This window comes from Mycoplana sp. BE70 (genome assembly GCF_031455855.1).
Classification (GTDB): Bacteria; Pseudomonadota; Alphaproteobacteria; order Rhizobiales; family Rhizobiaceae; genus Mycoplana.
Map to the genome: position 1 here is coordinate 121,990 of NZ_JAVDTM010000011.1, position 23,416 is coordinate 145,405.

Here is a 23,416-nt window from a genome sequence, read left to right on the forward strand (position 1 = left end):
AAATCCTCACGCCGCCTCGATGTCGGTTTGCGAAAAATCGTTGCCCTTGTAGAGCAGCGGTTCTCCGGTCAGCGCCGCAAGAGCATATGAAAAGCAGTCGCCGAAGTTGAGGCTGGCCGGATGACGGCCTTTGCCATAGCGACGCCAGGCGCGCCGCGCACGATCAGCATGTTCCGCTGTGACAGGGACGACTTCGACGTCTGCCTTGTAAAGCCAGAGGTCGAGATCTGCTCCTGCGGCCTCCCCAAGTCGTGTCTCGATCACCATGGCAGCCTCAAGAACGGTCGCGGCGGAAATCAGTCGTACGGGATCGTCCGCAATGCGTTCGCGGAAGGCCGTCGCCTCCGGCTCATTGAAGGCGATTGCGGCAAGGACGGAGGTATCGATCACCATCAGGATGGCAATCCGTTTTCGTCGTAGCCGAGAATCTCGTCGGCTGTGCGGTTGTCAAGGATAGGCAGGGCGTTCCAACGTCGCTGGATCGCTTCGAGATCCTCGAGCAGGGCGTTTTTTCGCATGTCGGAGCCAAGCCGTCGCAGGCGCTCTTCGAGCGCGCGTTTGGTTGCCAGTGTGATGCTTTCGCCGGTACGCTCGGCAAGCCTGCGGGCAAGCTGCTCGGTGTCGTAGTCCTTGATACTCAGCGCCATATTCGTCGTCCTAGGTTCCTCGTTGTCTATATTCTACCTCTATATCGCGGGAGGCACAACGGGGCCAAGCGCCGGCACTGTGTCGGTTGTGAACGGTATATGCGCCGTCAAATCCATCGAGCCGTGCTTTGGCGAAGTTAACCTGATGTCACCGCCGCATACCCTGAGACACACTACCATCACTGGATGATGCAAGTTCCCGGCCAATCCCGGCAGGAGTTCCGCGCGCAGCTTGCCAGGGAGATGCAAGCGACCAAGACGCAGGCGATGACGGCAATTTTTCGCAGTATTGTGCTTCTCAATCGTTCGTTCCCTCGCCTCTCACCCGCACCGTCATCGGGTTGACGCCAAAGCCGCCAACGCTTGCAGAAAGCGAGAGCCACGCATGCTTGTACTGTTGGTGGCGGGACGGCTCCCAATTGGAGGAAATGAGGTTCCTCCTCCCGGTTGCGCACAATGCCCGATTGTGGCCGCGAGTAAAGATCCTTTTCTCGCGGGCAGGTCGTCGTTCAACGGATGCTCATTCCACAATGGCCGTCGCCGTGAAGGTGTACCCGACGCCGTAGATGACCTTGATCGGTGCTGGCAGGTTGGTGCTTTCCTCGATCTTTCGACGCAACCGGGATGAGCGGATCCGGACCTGCCGGTTCATTGCTCATGGGAGAGCGGCCCCAGGATGGGAACACCTTCGCTTCGGGCTGCACTGGCGAGCTTTCGGTCGAGCGTTGCAAGCGGCGCGTTCTCGAGCAATGCCAGCGCCAGATAGGCGGCATCATTGGCGCTCAGTTGATACCGGCGGGCCACACGAACGACCTCGACGTCGTCACTGCGGGAGACCAGTCGAAGGGGAAGCCCGCGAAACCGGGAAAGGGCGGTGTAGACGAGGTCGCCATCGATCCGGCCCCGTCGCTCGGCCGACAGCAGGATGCTGCGAATCTCGTGCTGCAGCAGATCGGGCGCCAGCGCATCCTCGTCGGCCATTTTTGTCATCGCCTGCGCGGCGAATTCGTTCTCCTCATCCGGCAGCAGCCAGGCGCCGGCAATCGATGCATCGACAACAAAAGACATCAGTACCGGCGTCCCTCATCACGCCATTCGCGGATCTCCTCCTGGGTGACAGGCTTGGCGCGCGCGCGTATGGCCCGAACGGCCTCGATCGCGGCGAGACGCTGGCGGCGTTCGTCGATCGCCGTCAGGCGGGCGATGGGCGCATTGCCGCGGGCGATGATCACCTCCTCGCCGGCCTCGACCCGGGCCAGCAGCTCCGACAGATGCGCCTTGGCTTCCGAAATCTTCACCGTTGTGCTCATGCGGTCCTCGCTCGTCGATCGGCAGCTTGTTTTCTCTGAAATAGGAGCGATGCGTGACTTGGTCAACCACCAGATCCGATTACTATCGATACATGGTTCCTATCGATAGGAACGTGCGGACTTGAGCATCATACCCAGTGAGGAACCTTAACTTTCCCATAGAGTTCGTTTAGCAAATCATTTACCATGATTTCAATGTCTTACGATCTTGCCAAATTGCCCCTCCAGAGCCTGCTGCGGCCGCTCTCCGACTCTGGCATCGCGCTCGCCCGTCTCGACGAGCGCATCGCCCGCTCGTCGGTCGGCGCGGGCTTTCTCGAACGCGCGCATTTTGCCGATGCCTGCGCCTCGCTGTGGCTCGACGGCGAGCTCGTCCATCTCGAGGACCTGGTGCTGCACGACGCCACAAAAGATGTCCGCACGCCGACCCATGAGCTGACCATCGCCCGCGACGTGCTGCGCACTCGCGGCCGCATCGCCGCGCAGCCGCCTGGCTGGGCGCTCAACCCCGACGGTCTCCGCAGCCTGCGCGGCCAGGCGTGGCCTGCAGCATCAGTTGGTGCCGACGGCGACGTAGAGGACAAAGCGGCCGTGGCGGATGCCGCTACCGATGGGGAATGGGAGGGGAGGGGAAAGGACGCCTTTGCCATGCCCAGTCCCTTCGACGCCGAGTTTGCCGCCATCGACGCGCTGCTCGCCCGATCAGACGCCGTCATTGAAGAGGCAAGGAAGGCCGGCCCCGCCAAAAGCGCTCGGACCGGGGAAAGGGATCCGCTGGTCTACGATCTCGATTGGGACGAGGACGAGCGGCTTGAGGAGTGGCGCGGCGTGCTCGCCAGGATCGGCGACCTGCCGCCGGTGCTGCAGGCGATCGTTGCCCTCGATGCCTGGAGCGAGATTGCGGTGCTGCAGAACGCGCCCTGGCTCGGGCGGCTGTTTTCCGCCTCGATCCTGCGCCAGGCCGGCGTCACCACTGCGGCGCATTTGGCCGCCGTCAATCTCGGCCTGAAAACCATTCCCGTCGATCGGCGCCGGCATCGCGACCGCGAAACTCGGCTGCTGGCCATTGCAAGCGGGCTGCTCGCCACTGCCGAGATCGGGCTGAAGGAGCATGACCGGCTGGCGCTGGCACGGCAGATGATGGAGCGAAAACTGGCCGGCCGGCGGACGTCGTCGACACTGCCGGAACTGATCGAGCTCGTCATGGCAAGGCCGCTGGTGTCGGCCGGCATGGTGGCGAAGACGCTGGACGTGACGCCGCAGGCGGCGCGGCGGATCGTTTCGGAGCTCGGCCTTCGAGAGATGACGGGGAGGGGGAGGTTTCGGGCGTGGGGAATAGTCTGAAACTTCGCGTGGATCAGAAGCGTTCCTCCGCTCCCCTGGCTGGCGACCATCGGTGCTAAATTCCGCCGCAAAACACAAATCCAAAACCGGCAGGTGCAAACCGGGAGCTTGCCGCAAGCGCAGATCGTTGGTGGCGTGGGAAGGCTCGATCGCGATTTTTCGTCGGTGCTCATAGGCTAGCATCAATTCACGCGCCAGGGAACGAACCTGACTGGCCGAGACCGTAGGCTCGGTTCACGAGAGCCAGGCCTGAAAGCGGGCTTTTGGAAACAATGGTTGATCGGTGCCTGTTTTTTCTTTATTTTCTCAAATTGTCGAAATAATCGGGCAAAGCAATGGATACAGACATCCTGACTATCCGCGAAGTCGCCGAATATCTTCGCATTACAGAGAAGACGGCATACCGGCTGGCGTCAGAGAGTAAAATACCTGGCTTCAAGGTTGGTGGCTCTTGGCGATTTCGAAAAGGGGAAGTCGACCAGTGGATTGAAGAGCAGAGACGCTTCAACTCAAAAAACGAAAATTAAAAGGTACAATAGTGGCTAACAAGCAGGCAGTAATTGATCTTGTTTACGACATAGCGAACAAGCTTCGCGGCCCTTATCGCCCTCCACAGTACCGAAGAGTGATGTTGCCGATGACAGTTCTAAGGCGACTTGATCTTCTACTTCAGCCTACCAAAGACGACGTCATTGCTGAATTGGAACGACTAGAGGCTCAGGGTCTGGAGGGCGAAGTCCTTCACAAGGTTCTGGCGCGAAAAGCATCAAGAGGCCGCCGCCAACCGCTCTACAACATCAGCCCATTCACCTTCGAAAAGATGCTTGGTGATCCGCCAAACATCGCTGCGAACTTAAATTCTTTCATTAATGGCTTTTCCGAGAATGTGCGCCGCATCTTTGAGCGTTTTGAGTTTGAAACGGACATAGAGAAGCTCGACAAGTCGAACCGACTCTTCCTTATCGTGAAGGAATTCACCGATCCGAAGGTCAAACTCCACCCTAATGATCTAGACAATGCCGACATGGGCGATGTCTTCGAAGAGCTCGTCCGTCGATTTAACGAACAAGCAAACGAAGAAGCTGGGGACCACTTTACGCCGCGTGAAGTCATCCGCTTGATGGCGAACCTGGTCTACACTGACGAAGAAGATGTCTGGAAACCGGGCATCGTTCGGACGATTTACGATCCGACTTGCGGTACCGGGGGCATGCTCTCGGTTTCCGAGGATGTGATCAAGAGCCAGAACGATAAGGCGCACCTCGAACTTTTCGGGCAAGAATACAATTCGGAAAGCTGGGCGATCTGTTGCGCCGATATGCTGATCAAAGATGAAGCAGTAGACAACATTGCCTTCGATGACACACTAACCAACGACGGACATAATGGTCGACGCTTTCATTATATGCTCGCCAATCCACCCTTTGGTGTCGAATGGAAGCCGCAAGAAGATGTGGTCAAGAAAGAACACGACGAATTAGGCTTTGCAGGGCGCTTCGGACCAGGTCTACCTGCGATCCGTGACGGCGCGACCCTTTTCCTGATGCACATGATATCGAAGATGCACCCATCGCCGGAACATGGCGGCGAAGGGTCCAAGATCGCAATTGTCTTTAACGGTTCTCCGCTATTCAACGGCGATCCAGGCCCGAGCGAGAGCAACATCCGTCGCTGGATCATCGAAAACGACTGGCTCGATGCCATCGTGGCCTTGCCCGACCAGCTATTCTACAACACAGGCATCCTCACCTACATCTGGATCGTCTCGAACCGCAAGCCTAAGCACCGGCGCGGCAAGGTACAGCTCATCGATGCTTCGCGTCACTACGTGAAGATGACAAAGAGCAAAGGGGACAAGCGAAACCGGATTGCTGGAACCGAGGCGGGCGACCCGGATCAGATTGCCGATATCGTGCGCCTGTATGGTGACTATCAGGACGGCGCAACCGCGCGCGTACTCGTCAAGAACGATGACAAGGAAGAATGGGAAGATCGGGTCTGCTGCCGGATCTTCGACAATGGTGACTTCGGCTATCTAAAGGTTACGGTAGAACGACCGCTGCGCTTAAACTTCCAGATCAGCGCCGAACGCATCGCGCGCGTTGCGGATGAATCGGCATTCCAGAATCTTGCCAAGAGCAAGAAGAAGTTCGGCAGTGCGGAGTACAAGACCGAAGTCGCGGCGGGCGAAGCGCATCAGGCCGCCATCATTGCAGCACTTCAAGCCGCCGCTAGCGACAAGCTGTTTAAGAACCGCGATACGTTCACCGATCATCTCGAAGGCGTGCTCGCCGGTGTCACGCCAAAGGTTCCCGCCAACGTCCGCAAGGCCCTCATCAGTGCACTGAGCGAACGCGACCAGACCGCCGATGTCTGCCTAGACAACAAGGGCGACCCTGAGCCAGACGCAGAGCTGCGCGATGTCGAGCTGGTGCCACTACCAGACAACGCGCCCGCCAAGCTTCCCATCGGCTATGATCGCGACGCCGACAATACCAAGCTGCTGGACCTCGTGCGCGATCACTGCGAGGGCTATCTAGCGCGCGAAGTGAGGCCTTATGTCGGCGATGCCTGGATCGATCATTCCAAGACCAAGGTCGGCTATGAAATGCCGATCAACCGGCATTTCTATGTCTACAAGCCGCCGCGCGAACTGGAGGCGATTGAGGCTGATATCACTGCCCTCGAAAAGGACATCCTCGGCCAACTGAAAAAGGTCGTGTCATGACCGAAGGGAGCCGGGGACAGACGCTCGAGCTCTACTTCGTCGGCGGCAAGCCGGACGGCATGTTGACGGCGGAAGTGTTCAACTGGACCGGCCATTTGCTGGTCACGCCACGCACACAGATCACCGAAGCCATGCGCCGTCGTGAGGCGCAATATACCGGCGTGTATCTCCTCTTCGGCGAACAAGATGGGGCCGACCTTGCCTATATCGGCGAGGGCGAGGACATGTCTGACCGGATCAAAAGCCACGAGGCAAAGAAGGATTGGTGGACCAAAGTGATCCTCGTCACCTCCCAGGCAAACACGCTGAACAAGGCGCATATCAAATATCTCGAATCACGCCTTGTTGAGGAAGCCAAGAGCATTGGTCGCATCGCGCTGGAGAATGGCAACACGCCCGCGCGCCCTTCTCTGAAGGAGGCCGAGCGGTCAAATATGGAAGGCTTTCTCGACTACCTTCTAATGGTGCTGCCCGCCATCGGCGTCGATGCCTTCAAGCAGAACAAGCGCCCGAAGCTGACCCGGGAGGATATGCGCGAAGCCCCCTCCCCAGTCTTTGAACTCATCACAAGAAGGCATGGCCTGCATGCCCACGCGATCATCGAGGACGGTGAATTCGTCGTTATGGAAGGTTCCACGGCGCGCGACAACTGGAGCGGTCGCGGGACCGAGCACACGTCTTACGCAAAACTGCACAAAGACATGATGGACAATGGGGTCTTGGTGCGTGAGGGACACTTCTGTCGCTTCACCCAAAATTTTGCCTTTGCCAGCCCCAGTGCTGCGGGTGCTGTCGTGAATGGGCGTCCTACCAACGGCACTATCGAATGGAAGGTCGAAGGCAGCGGCAAGACCTACAAGGACTGGGAAGCGGAACGGCTTGCGCATGCCGATGGGGGCCATGTTTAATGAAGCAAGTTCGCTATCCGGAAAGTTGGGGCCATCGACGGCTCAAGTTCATCGCGGATGTAAAGACGAGCAACGTCGACAAGCATGTTCACGATGACGAGATCCCAGTCCGCCTCTGCAATTACACGGACGTCTACTACAATCGCGTGATCACGGATGACATGGAGCTATCGGCAGGCTCAGTGACACTGCATGAACTCAACCGCTTCGGGTTGAGGCGCGGCCAAGTGTTGATGACTAAAGACAGCGAAAGCTGGGACGACATCGCCGTGCCCGCCTACGTGTCACAGGATATGCCTGAGGTGGTCTGCGGCTATCACCTGGCCATGGTCGAGCCTTTGGACGATGAGCTCGATGGCGAGTTCTTCTGCTGGGCTGCACAAACCCACACCATCAACGACCATTACAAGCTTGAAGCGCGTGGGGTTACTCGCTTCGGGCTGGGCCATTATGCACTGAAGAATGTCGAAATTGGTTTCCCTTCGAAGGATCGTCAGCGAGCGATCAATGCCTTTCTGCGAAATAAAACCGCCGAAATCGATCACCTGATCGCCAAGAAGCTGGATTTGCTGGGGCTGCTGGCGGAGAAGCGCTCGGCACTGATCACACGCGCGGTGACCAAGGGCCTCGATCCCACCGCTCCCATGAAATCCAGCGGCATCGACTGGCTCGGTGACATCCCTGCGCATTGGGATTCAACGTTCCGACTGAAGTTCCTTACAACCGTTTCAGGTGGCCTGACCCCGGCCACGGCGAATGCCGACTATTGGCGCGGCGACATTCCCTGGGTTTCGCCGAAAGACATGAAAGTCTTCGATATAGCCGACAGCGAAGACCACGTTACGGAGCTGGCGCTTGAAGAAACGAGTCTCAGCCTGATCGATCCCGGCGCTGTTCTGTTCGTCGTTAGAGGCATGATCCTAGCGCACACCTTTCCGATTGCAGTGAACTCGGTCGCAGTGACCGTAAATCAGGATATGAAAGCGCTCCGTTGTGGCGATCGCCTAACGCCAAAGTTCCTTGCCTATTTCCTGCGAGGGATTGACCGTCACATTCTTTCGCTCGTGGAGACGTCCGCGCACGGAACAAAAGCCTTGCGGAGTGAAAGCTGGCGGGAAGTCAACGTGCCGCTTCCGCCACGGGAGGAGCAATTCACGATCCTCGCGAAAATTGATGACGGCTTAGCTGAAATCGACAAGTCTGAGGCGCTGATCCGCAGCGCCATCGATCAACTCACGGAGTACCGCGCCGCCATCATCACCAAAGCCGTCACCGGCGAGCTGGAGGTGACCTGACATGGCGCTGACGACCGATGCTTATTATGGCCATCTCAAGGCTTGCCTAAACCCAGACTTCATTCAGGACAGGGGGGAAAGCGGCTCGGTGACGCTCAAGGAAAAGATTGACGGCGTACCGAAGCCTTTGACCGTGACGTTCCCATTTGAGGGACAGGCCTTTTCGGTCAATCTCGATCTAAAACCCATAAAAAAGGGCGATGATCCACGCCTCTTCCGCTTTCTCGACGACGACGCCAAGCCTTGGGCACGCAAGTGCGATTTCGTTGTCTTTCATCGTATGTCGCTCGGCATTTACGCCTATCTGATCGAGTTCAAGTCAAACGGCATCGACCAGACCGGCATCAAGGCGCAGCTCGACGCTGGGACGAACTGGCTGCGCTCCATGAAACGCGTTGTGGAGCATTACTTCGGGCACAGTCACCCGCTCTTTGTCCAGAAGTTCGTGTTCAGCTCGAATACAAATCCCGCTGCATATCTTGATGCAGACGGCAAGTACTTACGGGCCGATCCGGCCATTAGATTTTATCATTATGACGCCCTGAATGGACTCGCCCTCGGCGATCTCGAAAACAACATGGCTGACGAGATTTAGGAGGCGCAGATGAACAAACACACCGAAGCAAGATTTGAAGATGCCATCGAAGCCTCACTTCTCACCGATGGCGGTTATCTTAAGGGTGATCCCAAAACCTTCGATCCGTTATTTGCCCTGTTCCCGCGCGATATCATCGACTTTATAGCGCGCACGCAAGAGGCCCGCTGGCAAGCGATCAAGGACCTGCACGGACCAAAAGCCGAAGATGCGCTGCTCTCGGCGCTGTCGCGTGAGCTTGGCACCAAGGGCGCGCTGCACGTGCTGCGCAAAGGCTTTAAATGCTACGGCAAGACCTTCGACATCGCCTATTTCGCGCCGAACACGGGCATGAACCCCGAAGCGCAGGCCCGCTATGAACGAAACCGCCTGACGGTGATCCGCCAGGTGCATTTCAGCGAGCGCCGCCCACAGGATTCGATTGACATGGTGCTGGCGGTCAACGGCCTTCCGCTCGTGACGCTGGAGTTGAAGAACCAGTTCACCGGTCAGAACGTTCAGCACTCCATCAATCAGTACAAATATGACCGCGACCCCGATGAGCCGTTGTTCCGGTTTAAGGAGCGCGCGCTCGTCCATTTTGCCGTGGATACCGACCTTGCCTACATGACGACGCGGCTTGCGGGTGGTTCGACCTTCTTCCTGCCCCTTAACAAGGGTGATCAAAACCGCGCCGGAAACCCGGCTGATTCGAACGGCTACCGAACGGCCTATCTTTGGAAAGACATCCTGAAGGCAGACAGCCTGATGGATATTCTCGCGCGCTTTCTGCATCTGCAGGTGCAAGAGCGCCGTCGCGTCACGCCGAAAGGCGTGAAGGTCGAGAAGCGCGAGACCATGATCTTTCCGCGCTTTCACCAGCTTGATGCTGTGCGCAGCCTCGTCACCCATGCGCGCGACAACGGCTCCGGACACAACTACCTTGTTCAGCACTCGGCGGGATCAGGAAAATCCAACTCCATCGCCTGGCTCGCGCATCGCTTGTCCAGCCTTCACGATGGCACCGGAAGTGACAAGGTCTTCCACTCGGTCATCGTGGTGACAGACCGCCGGGTGCTGGATCAGCAATTGCAGGACACAATTTATCAGTTCGAGCATAAGCAAGGCGTGGTCCAGAAGATCGACAAGGACACCAAACAGCTGACTCGTGCGCTTTCGAGCGGTGTGCCGATCATCATTACTACGATCCAGAAATTTCCCTTTGTGGCGCGCGCTATCGATTCGATGGGAAAGCAGGGTGAGACGGTTGAGTTGGATACGACGGGCAAACGCTTCGCGGTCATTGTTGATGAGGCCCACTCATCTCAATCTGGTGAAACTGCGACGGAACTGCGCAAAATCCTCAATAAGTCCGGCATCGAAGACGCCATCGCCTCGGAGTATCTCGACGAAGAAGAAGGCCTATCTGAGGATGCCAAGAAGGCATTGATCGCTGAAATGATGAAACGGCCACGTCAGCCGAATCTCAGCTTCTTTGCTTTCACCGCTACTCCGAAATTCAAAACGCAAGCCCTGTTCAACGAACCGAGCCCAACGACGAACCGACCACCCTTCCATCACTACTCAATGCGTCAAGCGATTGAGGAAGGCTTCATTCTCGACGTTCTTCAGAACTATACGACCTATAAGCGGTTCTTCGGACTAATCCGGCAGATCGAGAATGATCCCGAAGTGCCAAAACGCAAGGCTGCGAAGGCGCTTGGTCGGTTTGTGTCCCTCCATCCCTACGACATTGGTCAGAAGGTCGAGATCATTATCGAGCACTTTCGCTCATCGACCCGTCATAAGATCGGTGGACGCGCGAAAGCTATGGTGGTGACAGGATCTCGGCTTCACGCCGTGCGTTACAAGCGCGCCTTCGATGAATACATAAACGCGCACGGCTATGATGAAATCCGGTCTCTGGTGGCGTTCTCCGGCGAAGTGAGAGACGAAGCTGTTCCGGGCGTGAGCTTCACTGAAGTGAGCATGAATAGCGGCATAAAAGAACGGGAATTGCCTGAGAAATTCGCCTCTGACGATTTCAAGGTGCTGCTCGTCGCGGACAAATACCAGACAGGGTTCGATGAACCCTTGTTGCACACAATGTATGTCGACAAGCGGCTCGCGGGCGTTCAGGCCGTTCAGACCCTGTCACGCCTCAATAGAACGACCTCCGGAAAAGAAGACACGTTCGTACTCGATTTTGTGAATCAGCCCGACGAAATCTTCACGGCCTTCAAACCCTACTATGAAGTCACACCACCTGGGGAAGCGACTGATCCTCACCAGCTCTACGACCTTCAACACAAGGTCGAGCAATGGCGCTTGTTCGACGCTGGTGATGTTGATGCGTTCTGCAATGTCTGGTTTCGTCCGCGATCCGAAACGATTGCATCAGAACATCAGGAGCTTAACTCGATCATCGACACCTCGGTCGAGCGCTTCAAGGGCCTTGATGAAAAAACACAGGAGGAGTGCAAGGCAGACCTTGAAAGCTATCGCCGTCTATATGCTTTCCTCGCACAAATCATTCCGTACCAGGACACGAGCCTTGAGAAGCTATACGTATTTGTTAGGTTCCTTTTGAAGAAGCTACCGCGACGCGACGACAGCGGACGGTTCGATCTCGAAGAAGAAGTCGCCTTGCAATATTACCGACTTCAAAAAATGAGCGAGGGTACGATTGACCTTGCTGACGGCGATGCTGAACCTCTGAAGGGGCCGACCGAGGTTGGAACGAAATCGACGAAAGAGGACAACGTTGCCCTTTCTGCACTGATCGACCGCCTGAATGAGCGATTTGGAACGAAATTCACCGAAGCTGACAGGCTATTTTTTGAACAGGTTGCCGAAGCCGCAACGAGCGACGAAACTCTAAAAGCTGCTGCGGAGGTAAACACTATGGAGAACTTCGCAATCGTGTTCGACAAGATGCTCGAAAGCCTCTTCATCGAACGCATGGAGGGCAATGAGGCAATATTCTCCAAGTTAATGAATAATCCCAAATTCCGGGATGTTGCCGGAGAACACTTGCTAAAAGAGGTCTACGACCGGCTGAAGAAGTAGAATTTTTGCGCATGCCAGAAGACTTTTCCGAGATGTGGCGAAGCAGATCGTTGTCATCATCGTAGATGAACTCCCTCAGCCTCGCGAACAACGGCGCCCAGTTCTTTGCGGCGCCGACCCAAAATCCTATCTGCATTTGATGGTTGAGGACGACGCCGTTACTCTCCGGTATAAGGGTCACCTTCGAACTCATTGAAGGGTGCGCCCCATGATGCGCCGCAACTCCATGAGCTCTTTGTGGGTGGCGCGAAGGTCTCCGGGGATTTTACTCTGCTTCAGTTTCGTTGTTCCATCCGAACCCGTGAACATTCGCCCGTACGATACGACCAATGCGGTTGTCAGTGCTTCGACGAGCCCTGCAAGCCTTGTTGCTGTGATGTTCACCCTTTGGGCCAAAAAGATCGCATAATGGATCGAAGGGAACTGCCGTACAGGTGACAAATTTCACAGGTGGGCTCCTTAGAAGCGAGAATCCTACACTGAAAGGCGTTCGCGGCAGATGGTGTCAACGAGAGCCTGCAGAACCTTTACCCGCTCAACAAGCCAGGTGAGTTCCTCGTTGCTGATCGCATATTTCGACGAGTAGCGCGCTTCCACATAGGCGCGTGACAGCAGCTCAAAACAGCGACGTGAAAAGCGGTTGTCGCGCGGCCAGGCGGTAATCAGTCGATTGTCGATCCCTTCGGCCTGGGACCGAAGGACCTTGATGCGATGAGACTTTGGACTGTAAAGTGTGAGGGTGAGAAGCACACAATGATAGGCGCGCTCTGTCGCTTGATGAAGCATGAAGGCTCCGTCGCGCCACATGCCGTTCAATAATCCGAATTCAGCAAATCGCAACGCTTCTTGTGACAGCTTGAACCAATCTTCAAAATGCCTTTCTGCCTCGTCTCGCTGCTCCTCTGCTGTCAATAGCTTCGGTCTCGCGAGGGGATGACCGCCTTCCTCGTAGAGCACGATCCCGTCTTTGGCGATGTCGACGAAGAAGGGTCGGCCGCGGGCGAGCTGGTCGTTGACGTCCTGTAAGGTGTGCACGATCGGGACGACCGGTGTCTCGATGCGGTGGGCAATCTGCTCCTTTAGCAGTCGTTCTTCGATGCCTTCCCACAGGTCGCTCTCATCGGCAAAGGACTTGGTGCTGACCACGATCAGAAGGTCATAATCTGAACGATAGCCGCTCAAACGGTCCTCAACCCAATCACCACGGGCGTAGGACCCGTAGAGGATCACCTTCAGGATCTTGCCACCGCTTCGCTTGCCGGACAGCTTGGTCGCCTGGAATTGCTCGACCTCGGCAAACAGGATTTCGACAATGCGGGCGAGCTCGCGGCGCTTCCTGTCCGGCAGATGCTCAATATGATCGGTCAGGGTCAAAGCAGCGTCGAAGCCTTCGGTGTGAATCGCATCCATCGTAGCGTTTCCAGTGTGATTGCGCACCTGAAGCTTTTAGGCGAGAAGAATGACGTCCACAATTAGAGGATTATGCAGTCCAACTTGGTCTGCCAGTGAGATTCCCCCGTGGTAGGGGCGGCGGGAAAATCCAGTCGTCCAATCCTCGCGCCCATCCGTATCGGCGGCAGCGACGTAGAACCGCAAATTGCCGGACATCCTGGCGACGGCCGACTAATTCACTCGGAATTCTGGGGATATGCGGAACGCCCCGTGCGGGGCCAGTCGGATCCGCCTCCCCTGCGGGCGCTATGCTGAGGCTCCCGCGGCTGGCCTTTTAACCGCCCGTGACGTGTCGAGAACGCCCGAAATCCCGCCTTTGGCGGCGCTATGCTGATTTCTCCGGTGCTCTTCATTTCAAGCGCTGGTCCACGCATTGCCAGAGCCGCCATAAGGGCTTGTTTGGCTGCATTACGTTCAGTGGGCGGGGGCGCAGAACAGGAGTTTCCGCATCGCACACCGATAGACGCACGGACGCCAGTGTAACGCTGAATATGCGCGTCAAGTCTGCTACCTGCAACTTGTCCACCGCGCCGCCGTCGCGTCGAGCAAGCTGCTGGGCACGGTGGAGAACCTGACCCTTACCGGGACCGGCAACATCAGCGGCACCGGCAACAACGTCCTCATCGGCAACAGCGGCAATAACATTCTTAGCGGTCGCTCAGGTGATGATACGCTGAACCGTGAGGCGGGTGCCGACACGATGCGTGGCGGCGACGGATGACGTTTTCGTATTCAAATCGGGCTTTGGGCTCGACGCTGTAGAAGACTTTGCCGCTGGAGCAGGCGTTGGTGATGTTATGGAAGTGGCAACAAGCCTCTTTATGAACTTCGACGTAATTATTGCCGCGGCGGCACAGGTTGGAGCAAACACGGTTGTCACCTACGACGCGGCCACGCTGGGCCATGAGAAGACAAGGTGGCGAGGGGCCGGCTTATCCGAACATTTGAAACGGACTACCTCCCTGAAGCATTTGACCTTATCAACCTGTCAACGCCATCCTCGGATGCGCAAATGTCATCCGAAGATTCCAACGGTAAATGGGGCAACAATTATGGTAAACAGACGTCGGGCGGTATCCTGATCAATGTTAACCCTTCCCGACAGCCGCTCCTTTAGAAGTTCAGATCCTTCGTCATGAATCGCTCTTCGCGCCATATCGACAGTTTCAAGCCGGTAGCGATCAAACTCCGCTGCCGCACGGAAATGCGTTTCACATATCGTCACATAGTCGCGGATAATCCGCTTAAGCGGCGTGAACGAAATGATGTGCGAAGAAACGAATACCTCGTCGCGCGTCGCAATGTGAAGTGCAAGTCTGGAGCCTCGAGTTGAAAGCGTCAGCCTATATGGCCCGCCCCGTTGCCCGACCAGCTCGAAGCAATTGCTCTCAAGCAGATCGGCGATCGCGATGGATTGCTCCCGCTCAACAGCCTGGTTGAGGACGATGTCATCATGCTCGACCTCAATAGCACAGAGACGATGGGAGTTCGCTGCCCTCGGTGCAGCTTGGCTCGATGCGATCACGAATTTTGTCCGAACTTGCGATACGGGGCGGTGCGTTTCAAACCTTGCGCCGTAGTGTGTTCTGGTTCTGCGGTGCGAGAAAAATCAGTCGGGCATTTTGGGGTACTCTCCTCCTCTCCAGAACAGAGATAACAATCCGCCAGAGCTGTTTCGGTCAGCGCTCCGAGCAAAGCAGGTAGTCCCTTGGACGGGCGCCGATGTAGAGCTGGCGCGGGCGGCCGATGCGCTGTTCCGGGTCCTCGATCATCTCGTTCCACTGGGCGATCCAGCCGATGGTGCGGGCCAGGGCGAACAGCACGGTGAACATCGTGGTGGGGAAGCCGAGCGCCTTCAGCGTGATTCCGGAGTAGAAGTCGATGTTCGGGTAGAGCTTCTTTTCGATGAAGTATTCATCGGTGAGCGCAATGCGCTCGAGTTCCATGGCCACTTCCAGCATCGGATCGTCCTTGATGCCGAGCTCGCCGAGGACCTCGTGCGTCGTCTTCTGCATGATGCGGGCGCGCGGGTCGTAGTTTTTGTAGACGCGGTGACCGAAGCCCATCAGACGGAACGGGTCGTTCTTGTCCTTGGCGCGGGCGACGAATTCCGGAATGCGATCGACCGTGCCAATCTCGGCGAGCATGTTGAGCGCAGCTTCGTTTGCGCCGCCGTGCGCCGGGCCCCAGAGGCAGGCGATGCCGGCGGCAATGCAGGCAAACGGGTTGGCGCCCGACGAGCCGGCGAGACGTACCGTCGACGTCGACGCGTTCTGCTCATGGTCGGCGTGCAGGATGAAGATGCGGTCCATCGCGCGCGACAGGACCTGATTGACGGCGTATTCCTCGCACGGCACGGCAAAGCACATGCGCAGGAAGTTCGACGCGTAGTCGAGGTCATTCTTCGGATAAACGAAGGGCTGGCCGATGTGGTACTTGTAGGCCATCGCCGCGATCGTCGGCATCTTGGCGATCATGCGCAGCGACGCAACCATGCGTTGGTGCGGATCGGTGATGTCGGTGGTGTCGTGGTAGAAGGCCGACAGCGCGCCGACACAGCCGCACATCACCGCCATCGGATGCGCATCGCGGCGGAAGCCGGTGAAGAACCGCGACATCTGTTCATGGACCATTGTGTGATGGGTAACGCGGCAGTCGAAATCGTCCTTTTGGACCTTGGTCGGCAGATCGCCGTAAAGCAGCAGGTAGCACACTTCGAGGAAATCGCCGTACTCGGCAAGCTGCTCGATCGGGTAGCCGCGATGCAGCAGCACACCCTCGTCGCCATCGATGTATGTGATCTTGGACTCGCACGAGGCGGTCGAGGTGAAGCCCGGATCGTAGGTGAACAAGCCGGTCTGCTTGTAGAGCGTGCCGATATCGGCGACCGACGGACCGATCGTCCCTGACCGGATCGCCAATTTCACACTTTGGCCCGCGGCTGCAACTAGCGCACTCTCACGCATGATTTTTCCCTACTAGTGAGCTGAGCTTCCATAGGCAGCTTCAGCGAGGCCGATTGGCAAATTGAGGTTCCGCCGTCGATCTCTCATCCGCATGGTAGATCGTGATACTGCTTCCAACATAGTTATCGCTCACGGGGGGGCGCAGGACGCCCTCTCCCCTAATTGAGTGCCGCCGTTTTGTTCAGGCTGCAAATTGGTTCATCGTGTTGTGCTCGCCGCCTGCCTTCAGGGCAGCCTCGCCGGAGAAGTAATCCTTATGGTCGTCACCGATGTCGGAGCCGGCCATGTTCTGATGTTTGACGCAAGCGATGCCCTGGCGGATCTCCTTGCGCTGAACGCCAGCCACATAGCCGAGCATTCCCTGTTCGCCGAAATAGTCCTTCGCGAGATTGTCGGTAGAAAGGGCCGCCGTGTGATAGGTCGGTAAAGTGATGAGGTGGTGGAAGATGCCAGCCCGCTTAGCTGCTTCGCGCTGGAATGTGCGGATGCGCTCGTCAGCTTCAATGGCCAGGTCCGAAGCGTCATAGTCAGCGCTCATGAGCTTGCTGCGCTCGTAGCTTGAGACGTCCTTACCTTGTTCTTGCCAGGCGTCGAATACCTGCTGGCGGAAATTCAAGGTCCAGTTGAACGATGGCGAGTTGTTGTAGACGAGCTTTGCATTCGGAATGACTTTACGTACTCTGTCGACCATTCCGGCAATCTGTTCGATATGCGGCTTTTCGGTTTCGATCCAGAGGAGATCGGCGCCGTTTTGCAGGGCGTTGATGCAGTCGAGGACGCATCGATCGGCGCCAGTACCTTCGCGGAACTGGAAAAGATTTGAGCGCAGCCGCCTGGGCTTGAGGATCTTGCCACCGCGAGTGATGAGGACGTCGCCATTGGTCGCAGCACCCGGAGCGACTTCCTCACAGTCGAGGAAGGCGTTGTATTGGTCGCCAATATCGCCTTCCTTTGCCGAGAACGCGATCTGCTTGGTCAGGCCAGCGCCTAGGGAGTCGGTGCGGGCTACTATGATGCCGTCATCGACGCCGAGCTCAAGGAAGGCATAGCGAAGGGCGCGGATTTTCGCGACGAAGTCCTCGTGTGGGACCGTCACCTTGCCATCCTGGTGGCCGCACTGCTTTTCGTCGGAGACCTGATTTTCGATCTGCAGTGCGCATGCACCTGCTTCGATCATCTTCTTGGCCAGAAGGTAGGTCGCTTCCGCGTTGCCGAAGCCGGCATCGATATCCGCGATAATCGGCACCACATGGGTCTGGAAGGTATCGACCGAGTGTTGCAGTTGGCGTTCGCGAACCGCGTCGCCCGCAGCCCGTGCCTTATCTATTTCGCGGAACAGCATGCCGAGTTCGCGGGCGTCTGCCTGACGGAGGAACGTGTACAGTTCTTCAATCAGTGCCGGAACGCTTGTCTTCTCATGCATGGACTGATCCGGAAGGGGACCAAACTCCGACCGCAGGGCGGCGACCATCCAGCCCGAGAGATAGAGATAACGACGGTCGGTATTGCCGAAGTGCTTCTTGATCGAGATGATTTTTTGTTGGCCGATAAAGCCATGCCAGCATCCGAGCGACTGCGTGTAGTTCGCGGGATCGAGGTCATATGCTGCCATGTCTTTACGCATGATCGCAGCGGTATATTTCGCGATATCAAGACCGGTCTGGAAGCGGTTCTGCAGGCGCATGCGAGCGACTGCTTCTGCGGTAACGCCGGTCCAGTTGGGATTGGTTGAGATCAGCTTTTGGACTTCTTCTGCAATAATTTGATACGACATGGGGTCTCCGTAGGTCGCGTTGCTGCGCTGCGGAAAACCATAGACGCAAGGCGATTGAAATCGAGAGACGTCGATGTCATCTTGTCAAACTTTACAAGATCGCCTTGTAATGTTGTAATGCTGTAATGGAGAAGCAAGGTGTTTATTTGGGGCCGCGTCTTCGCAGGCTTCGGCGAGACTTGGGTCTGACCCAGGCCGAGATGGCTGCGGATCTGGATATTTCGCCGTCTTATGTTGCGCTGATGGAGGGTAATCAGCGGCCGGTTACGGCTGAAACGCTGCTCCGGCTCGCCAAGGCCTACAAAATCGATTTCTCGGATTTAGCCAACGAAACCGGTCCTGATCTTGTCACGCGATTGCAGGCAGCCGTTAAGGATCCAATCCTCAGCGATATAGAGTTCGGAGCTCTCGAAGTCGCTGACGTCGCGCACAGCTTTCCGGCTTTCGTCGAGGCGATGCTGAGGCTTCATACTGCATACAAGGAAGAGCAATTTGCGCTGGCGGACAAGCGGCAGCATTCCTCACTGGGAGGGGAGGGAATTGCCGGTGATCCGATCCCGGCTGTCCGAAGTTTCTTAGCGGCTCGTCGCAACTTCTTCCCCGTCCTCGATGCCGCGTCTGAAAGATTGTCGGCAAAGATTGGAGACGCCGGCGGACTGTCAGCCTATCTCAAGACGCAGCACAATCTTAAGGTGCGCCGATTACCGCCGGACGTGATGGTTGGATCCTTAAGGCGACTAGATTTGCATCGAAAAGAACTATTGTTGAGCGAGGCTCTCGATCAGTCCAGCCAAAATTTTCAGATGGCGCAGCAACTTGCCTATCTTGAATTGGATCAGGATATCCAAGCGATCGTCGACGACGGCAACTTTGACAATCAGAACGCGACCCGTCTGGCGCACCGGGCCATCGCTGCATATGCGGCTGCAGCAATCGTTATGCCATATGCGGCATTTGCCAAGGCAGTCGAAAACCGGCAGTACGATATCGACGTTCTTGCTCGGCAATTTAGCGTCAGTTTCGAACAGACCGCTCACCGGCTGACGACGCTTCAGAAGGCGGGGCAGGAGCGGATTCCATTCTTCTTCATTAAGGTCGACGTCGCGGGAAACGTATCGAAACGGCTAAACAGTGGCGCCTTTCCGTTCGCACGTCATGGAGGGGGGTGTCCTTTGTGGAACGTGCATGGCGTCTTCGCAACGCCGAGAAAGGTTGTCACGCAGTGGTTGGAGTTGCCGGACGGTCAGCGCTTTTTTTCAATTGCGCGGACCGTCCACGCCGGCGGCGGAGGGTATGGACTTGCAACCGTGGATCGGGCGATCGCTGTCGTCTGCGAAGCGCAATATGCCGATCGTCTTGTGTACAGCCGGGGTCACCCTCAAGCCGATTTGCCAACTCCGATTGGGATTGCCTGCCAGCTCTGCCACCGGACTGGCTGTACTTCACGTTCCGAGCCGCCGATCGGGCGCCAAATTCTTGCTGATAATTTCCGCCGACCCGAAGCGCCGTTTGGTTTCTCTGACGCGTGAGGCTCATGGAAGACCTTTACGTGGTCACTTTCCAGTGCTGAAAGAACCTCCTTCTCCGGCACGTCGATTTTGTCCTGGCCCCCATCATCCGTCGGCCCGGGGCTCTAGTCGCCGCTGGATGAAGTTCCATGGCAGGTCAATGTTCCACCAGTCCCGCATTCGTACCAATTGAGTTGACTCAGAAAGCACCCAATATGCATACAATCACGGTCCGGCCGCTGGAGCGAAGCGAAGTGGAACTGGTCTGGCGGATTGAACGGCGGGAAATCGTCGAGGAAATCTATCAGATGGCGGATGGCAGGTTAAGCCTGCGGCCACAATTCTACAATACACGGGGATGGCCAGATGGGGAGCCGGAGCTATACACACCTATCTTGCTCGATTGTTTTGATCATGGAGGGATCTTTCTAGGCGCTTTTGCTCGAGAACATCTCGTGGCAGCTAGCGTGGTTGATGCGCGTCCGGTGGGCGATTATCCAAATCTGCGTCAGCTTGCATTTTTGCATGTAAGCCACGATTGGCGTGGCAAAAAACTGGCTGTGCTCCTTTATCAGTGGTGCATGGATGCGGCCGTGCGTTTGGGGGCTGCCGGATTTTATATCTCTTCAACGCCAACCCGGCGGACGGTGGAGTTCTACCTGCGTAAGGGTGCAAAAACGGTGGCGCTACCGGATAAGACACTGGTTTCACTCGAGCCGGAAGACATTCATCTGATCCACTGGTTCTGACTTTTTTGAGGGCTAGGCTCAAGACCGATGAATTTGGTCTCCGACAGGAGACCGTGATGGGTGATTTGTTTCCCACTTTCGCAGCGGAACTCTCGGCTCGGTTATTCAACCCCTTGTGAAAGCGATGCTCGATCCGGGGGTATTTACTTGACGTTTCGCCGCGCCGTACGAGCGCAGCTTATCCGTGATCATCCGTCTTTGTACCCCGCTTCTGTAGGGTGCGCGTCAGCAATCGCCTGGTGCTCGTCGAAGACTTATCCGCCCGATCAAAGGCACGCCAAGCCAGTGCGTCTTTACCGGCAAAGGGCGGTACGCATCTCATCGAGATACCAAATCGCGGCATGGCTGCTTGCGGTGTATGCATCGCGCGTAGGCCGGCCCGAAGTTTTCGCCCCAACGCCGGATTGTTTCGTAGGTGACCGTGATAGCACGCTCCAGAAGCATTCCTTGACCCTGCGCGGGCTATGCGGGAAGCGGACACGCAGCCAGACGGCATGTGCGATGATCTGGAACGGGGAGCAATCGCATTGTAGCTGGCATATCCGGTCTCTTCATACCCGTCGTTCTCTCCTGCAAAAGCCTGAGCGCTTGCCAACCCGCTTGACTGCTTTCTCGGGAAGGTTTTATGTATATACATAAAATTCAAGAGAGGGATAATCGATGACTGTATGCTTGGATGTTGTGCGCCCGGAAGTACATTCCTTGGGTAAATACAATGCGGGACTGACCACCGGCGAGGTGCGCGAACGCTACGCCGTTACGGCCATTGCCAAACTGGGGTCCAATGAAAGCCCGCTTGGTCCATCGCCAAAGGTAGCACAGGCCTTGGCGCCGACGTCGGATCTGATGCGGCTATATCCGGACCCGGCGGGGCGCACGTTGCGCGAGGCGATCGGAGGCAGATTTGGAATGGCTGCCGATCGGGTAATACTGGGAAATGGTTCCGAAGATCTGCTGTCGGTGATCAGCCGCGCGGTTTTGAGGTCGGGCGACCGGATTGTAACGCCCTATCCGTCATTTCCGCTGCATGAAGATTATGCCACAGTGCAGGGGGCGACAGTGGCCCGCGTTGCGGTCGACGAAAGGCTGAATTTCGACATACCGTCGATGAAGCGCGCGCTGAGGGAACCTTGCCGCATGCTGATCGTGGCGAATCCGATGAATCCAGTGGGTAGTTGGCTCGACGGTGACGGGCTTACCGAAATTCTAGCATCCGTTCCTCGGGGAGCGCTCGTTGTCATCGATGAAGCCTATGCGGAGTACGCACGTGGAAGCAGCTGTCCGGATGCACTGGCACTCCTGAAGGCGTTCGATCTGAATTGGGTAGTCCTTAGAACGTTCTCCAAAGCCTATGGACTTGCCGGCCTCAGAATAGGCTATGGGCTGACCAGCAGCGCCGGCTTGACTGATCTTCTGGATCGCGTTCGAACGCCGTTCAATGCAAATGCTTTCGCGCAAGCCGCGGCGCTTGCCGCGCTCGCTGACGACGATCATCTGGAAGCGGTCGTAAGCCTCGCTGTGCGCGAGCGTGAGCGCGTCCGCGCCTTTCTTGAAGGCCGGCACTTCGTTGTCGCACCGTCATGCGGCAACTTCCTGTTCTTCGATTGCGGGAAGCCGGCCCACGCATTTTCCGAAGCCCTGTTGGCGCATGGCGTCATTACGAAGCCCTGGAAGCAGGAAGGCTATGAGGCCTTTATACGAGTCAGCATAGGGTCCGAGGCCGAAAATGATCAGTTCATAAATGCGATCGGAGAGCTTTGTTCCAACACATGAGTCTTTTTCGCCGCGCAGCAAATGTTGCGCGGCGCCGCAAACGCCTGTGGCACGCCTCTGTGTGCATGCTTAAAGTTGGTTCCGTTGCAGGTGTCCCCTCACGGCGCAACTCACTCTGTCCCAAAGACACATCGAGGTAAGCGGAATCTGATGGATTCGGCTACTTGACACGAAAATATTGTCCCAATAAACAGGAATACATCCCATCTAGAGGGATGACGGAAACGCTCATGCGGAGGAAGAGCAGGAGCGGGTAGTCCGACCGAGCTCGCAGGGGCGTGTTCCCCCGGGCCAGAGAGAGAGTGGGAGCCGGCCAGCGAGGCCGAAGTAGGAGGAGAGAATGAACTTGCGTCTGCCGAGCCTTCTGGGCTCAACCATGTCCCTCGCCATCATATTGATGAGCAACACTGCGGCGGTCACCATTGCCAACGCTGCCGCGCCGAAAATCTGCGTCAACCAGTACGCCACAGCGACCGTGATCGATGACATTATTAATGGTTTGAAGGAAGGGCTGGGCAAGGAGGGCATTTCGACCGAGAGCCTGGTGATCCAGAACCCGGAAGGTGATGCGGCCACCCAGCAGACCCTGGCACAGGGTTTCATCAGCGATGAATGCGATGTGATCGTCGCAATTTCCACTCCCGGCGCACAGGTTTTCCGCAAGCTTACATCCACGATTCCGGTTGTCTTCGTTGGGTCGTCCACGCCGATTGAGGCGGGACTGGTGACGTCCTTCGAGCAGCCGGGTTTCAACTTTACCGGGGTAGCTGATCCGGCGCCCGTGGAGGCGGACATCGACGCGATGACGAAGGTGCTTCCGCAGATGAAGTCGGTGGGTCTGATCTACAAGGCTGGCGATCCTGCTGGCGATTTCCTCGCCAAGCGATCGATCGCCCATATGGAAAAGCGGGGTCTGACGCCGGTCATCGCGGCAATCGCAAACGCCGGCGAAACCACCCAGGCCGCCCAGTCGTTGATCGGCAAGGTCGATGCGATCCAGCTTCCAGGGGATTCTACCACTATGAGCGGCATTGCCGGCATCATTAAGGTTGCCAACGACGCGAAGGTCCCGGTCTTCGGCTCGCTCAGCGAAGCCGTCAGTCAAGGCGCGCTCCTGTCGGGTTCCTACAGCTATGTCGAAGTGGGCAGCCTGGCCGCGCAAACGGTGTCGAAAGTTCTTGCCGGCGCGGACCCGGCGACTATTCCGGTTGTCGTGCCGAGTGCCGCCGGGTTTGAGATCAACGTCGGGCAGGCCAAGAAACTGGGGCTTGAAATCCCTGCCGAGGTTATGACCCGCGCGACGCGCACCTACTGAGTCT

The 23,416-nt window shown here is 57.0% G+C and carries 20 protein-coding genes; 12 read left to right on the top strand and 8 right to left on the bottom strand.

Annotated features, from left to right (window positions below; translation table 11 throughout):
* Positions 1–6: 6 nt before the first annotated feature.
* The 4 genes from J2Y48_RS20070 to J2Y48_RS20085 form a co-directional block, all read right to left on the bottom strand.
* On the bottom strand, positions 7–393 hold the full coding sequence (locus J2Y48_RS20070) for a type II toxin-antitoxin system VapC family toxin (RefSeq protein ID WP_310421507.1): 387 nt from the start codon (positions 391–393) through the stop codon (positions 7–9).
* Entirely contained in the window at positions 393–647 is a 255-nt protein-coding gene (locus tag J2Y48_RS20075; protein ID WP_310421509.1) for a type II toxin-antitoxin system VapB family antitoxin, read from the bottom strand. The genes J2Y48_RS20070 and J2Y48_RS20075 overlap by 1 nt, the downstream gene beginning before the upstream one ends.
* 648 nt (positions 648–1,295) lie before the next feature.
* Positions 1,296–1,715 (bottom strand): type II toxin-antitoxin system VapC family toxin, encoded by a 420-nt coding sequence (locus J2Y48_RS20080; RefSeq protein WP_310421511.1) that lies wholly within the window; start codon positions 1,713–1,715, stop codon positions 1,296–1,298.
* Positions 1,715–1,957, bottom strand: coding sequence for a type II toxin-antitoxin system prevent-host-death family antitoxin (locus J2Y48_RS20085; RefSeq protein WP_310421513.1), 243 nt, complete (start codon positions 1,955–1,957; stop codon positions 1,715–1,717). Before J2Y48_RS20085 ends, J2Y48_RS20080 begins: the two co-directional genes overlap by 1 nt.
* A gap of 186 nt (positions 1,958–2,143) precedes the next feature.
* On the opposite strand from J2Y48_RS20085, the gene J2Y48_RS20090 reads away from it, so the two are divergent.
* The 7 genes from J2Y48_RS20090 (at position 2,144) to J2Y48_RS20120 (ending at position 11,875) form a co-directional block, all read left to right on the top strand.
* Positions 2,144–3,301 carry an RHE_PE00001 family protein gene (locus tag J2Y48_RS20090; protein ID WP_310421515.1) on the top strand — a complete coding sequence of 386 codons (1,158 nt, stop codon included), beginning with the start codon at positions 2,144–2,146 and terminating at the stop codon, positions 3,299–3,301.
* 335 nt (positions 3,302–3,636) lie between these two features.
* Complete coding sequence (locus J2Y48_RS20095; RefSeq protein ID WP_310421518.1) at positions 3,637–3,828, top strand: helix-turn-helix domain-containing protein; 192 nt, start codon at positions 3,637–3,639, stop codon at positions 3,826–3,828.
* 11 nt (positions 3,829–3,839) lie between these two features.
* Entirely contained in the window at positions 3,840–6,029 is a 2,190-nt protein-coding gene (locus J2Y48_RS20100) for a class I SAM-dependent DNA methyltransferase (protein WP_310421521.1), read from the top strand.
* The gene (locus J2Y48_RS20105) at positions 6,026–6,937 is read left to right on the top strand and encodes a GIY-YIG nuclease family protein (protein WP_310421523.1); all 912 of its coding nucleotides are present in this window, start codon (positions 6,026–6,028) and stop codon (positions 6,935–6,937) included. Before J2Y48_RS20100 ends, J2Y48_RS20105 begins: the two co-directional genes overlap by 4 nt.
* A complete protein-coding gene (locus J2Y48_RS20110; RefSeq protein WP_310421525.1) occupies positions 6,937–8,232 on the top strand; it encodes a restriction endonuclease subunit S in 1,296 nt (431 codons plus the stop codon). The genes J2Y48_RS20105 and J2Y48_RS20110 overlap by 1 nt, the downstream gene beginning before the upstream one ends.
* 1 nt (position 8,233) lies before the next feature.
* A complete protein-coding gene (locus J2Y48_RS20115; protein ID WP_310421527.1) occupies positions 8,234–8,827 on the top strand; it encodes a hypothetical protein in 594 nt (197 codons plus the stop codon).
* Positions 8,828–8,836: 9 nt separating this feature from the next.
* Positions 8,837–11,875, top strand: coding sequence for a type I restriction endonuclease (locus tag J2Y48_RS20120; protein WP_310421529.1), 3,039 nt, complete (start codon positions 8,837–8,839; stop codon positions 11,873–11,875).
* 474 nt (positions 11,876–12,349) lie between these two features.
* Here the strand turns inward: J2Y48_RS20120 and J2Y48_RS20125 are convergent, their stop codons facing one another.
* Positions 12,350–13,285: a HEPN domain-containing protein gene (locus J2Y48_RS20125; RefSeq protein WP_310421531.1), complete on the bottom strand. Its 936-nt coding sequence runs from the start codon at positions 13,283–13,285 to the stop codon at positions 12,350–12,352.
* 604 nt (positions 13,286–13,889) lie between these two features.
* Between J2Y48_RS20125 and J2Y48_RS20130 the strand changes: the two genes are divergently transcribed.
* Entirely contained in the window at positions 13,890–14,048 is a 159-nt protein-coding gene (locus J2Y48_RS20130; protein ID WP_310421533.1) for a hypothetical protein, read from the top strand.
* A gap of 294 nt (positions 14,049–14,342) precedes the next feature.
* Here J2Y48_RS20130 and J2Y48_RS20135 read toward each other — a convergent pair whose 3' ends face one another.
* From J2Y48_RS20135 to J2Y48_RS20145, 3 genes are all read right to left on the bottom strand, one after another.
* Positions 14,343–14,852, bottom strand: coding sequence for a UPF0262 family protein (locus tag J2Y48_RS20135; RefSeq protein WP_310421535.1), 510 nt, complete (start codon positions 14,850–14,852; stop codon positions 14,343–14,345).
* A 154-nt stretch (positions 14,853–15,006) separates the two neighbouring features.
* Entirely contained in the window at positions 15,007–16,293 is a 1,287-nt protein-coding gene (gene gltA / locus J2Y48_RS20140) for a citrate synthase (RefSeq protein WP_310421537.1), read from the bottom strand.
* A gap of 181 nt (positions 16,294–16,474) precedes the next feature.
* Positions 16,475–18,067, bottom strand: a complete 1,593-nt coding sequence (locus J2Y48_RS20145; RefSeq protein ID WP_310421539.1) for an isocitrate lyase — start codon at positions 18,065–18,067, stop codon at positions 16,475–16,477.
* Positions 18,068–18,192: 125 nt separating this feature from the next.
* Here J2Y48_RS20145 and J2Y48_RS20150 point away from each other — a divergent pair, with 125 nt between their 5' ends.
* From J2Y48_RS20150 to J2Y48_RS20165, 4 genes are all read left to right on the top strand, one after another.
* Positions 18,193–19,596 (top strand): short-chain fatty acyl-CoA regulator family protein, encoded by a 1,404-nt coding sequence (locus J2Y48_RS20150; RefSeq protein ID WP_310421541.1) that lies wholly within the window; start codon positions 18,193–18,195, stop codon positions 19,594–19,596.
* Between the two features lie 233 nt (positions 19,597–19,829).
* On the top strand, positions 19,830–20,324 hold the full coding sequence (locus tag J2Y48_RS20155; RefSeq protein WP_310421543.1) for an N-acetyltransferase: 495 nt from the start codon (positions 19,830–19,832) through the stop codon (positions 20,322–20,324).
* A 660-nt stretch (positions 20,325–20,984) separates the two neighbouring features.
* Complete coding sequence (hisC, locus tag J2Y48_RS20160) at positions 20,985–22,097, top strand: histidinol-phosphate transaminase (RefSeq protein WP_310421545.1); 1,113 nt, start codon at positions 20,985–20,987, stop codon at positions 22,095–22,097.
* 340 nt (positions 22,098–22,437) lie between these two features.
* The gene (locus J2Y48_RS20165; RefSeq protein WP_310421547.1) at positions 22,438–23,412 is read left to right on the top strand and encodes an ABC transporter substrate-binding protein; all 975 of its coding nucleotides are present in this window, start codon (positions 22,438–22,440) and stop codon (positions 23,410–23,412) included.
* The last annotated feature ends 4 nt before the right edge of the window (positions 23,413–23,416 follow it).

Coding starts and splice junctions, on each gene's coding strand:
- J2Y48_RS20070 (WP_310421507.1), bottom strand. CDS start 393: ATGGTGATCGATACCTCCGTCCTTGCCGCAATCGCCTTCAATGAGCCG.
- J2Y48_RS20075 (WP_310421509.1), bottom strand. CDS start 647: ATGGCGCTGAGTATCAAGGACTACGACACCGAGCAGCTTGCCCGCAGG.
- J2Y48_RS20080 (WP_310421511.1), bottom strand. CDS start 1,715: ATGTCTTTTGTTGTCGATGCATCGATTGCCGGCGCCTGGCTGCTGCCG.
- J2Y48_RS20085 (WP_310421513.1), bottom strand. CDS start 1,957: ATGAGCACAACGGTGAAGATTTCGGAAGCCAAGGCGCATCTGTCGGAG.
- J2Y48_RS20090 (WP_310421515.1), top strand. CDS start 2,144: ATGATTTCAATGTCTTACGATCTTGCCAAATTGCCCCTCCAGAGCCTG.
- J2Y48_RS20095 (WP_310421518.1), top strand. CDS start 3,637: ATGGATACAGACATCCTGACTATCCGCGAAGTCGCCGAATATCTTCGC.
- J2Y48_RS20105 (WP_310421523.1), top strand. CDS start 6,026: ATGACCGAAGGGAGCCGGGGACAGACGCTCGAGCTCTACTTCGTCGGC.
- J2Y48_RS20110 (WP_310421525.1), top strand. CDS start 6,937: ATGAAGCAAGTTCGCTATCCGGAAAGTTGGGGCCATCGACGGCTCAAG.
- J2Y48_RS20115 (WP_310421527.1), top strand. CDS start 8,234: ATGGCGCTGACGACCGATGCTTATTATGGCCATCTCAAGGCTTGCCTA.
- J2Y48_RS20120 (WP_310421529.1), top strand. CDS start 8,837: ATGAACAAACACACCGAAGCAAGATTTGAAGATGCCATCGAAGCCTCA.
- J2Y48_RS20125 (WP_310421531.1), bottom strand. CDS start 13,285: ATGGATGCGATTCACACCGAAGGCTTCGACGCTGCTTTGACCCTGACC.
- gltA (WP_310421537.1), bottom strand. CDS start 16,293: ATGCGTGAGAGTGCGCTAGTTGCAGCCGCGGGCCAAAGTGTGAAATTG.
- J2Y48_RS20145 (WP_310421539.1), bottom strand. CDS start 18,067: ATGTCGTATCAAATTATTGCAGAAGAAGTCCAAAAGCTGATCTCAACC.
- J2Y48_RS20150 (WP_310421541.1), top strand. CDS start 18,193: ATGGAGAAGCAAGGTGTTTATTTGGGGCCGCGTCTTCGCAGGCTTCGG.
- hisC (WP_310421545.1), top strand. CDS start 20,985: ATGACTGTATGCTTGGATGTTGTGCGCCCGGAAGTACATTCCTTGGGT.
- J2Y48_RS20165 (WP_310421547.1), top strand. CDS start 22,438: ATGAACTTGCGTCTGCCGAGCCTTCTGGGCTCAACCATGTCCCTCGCC.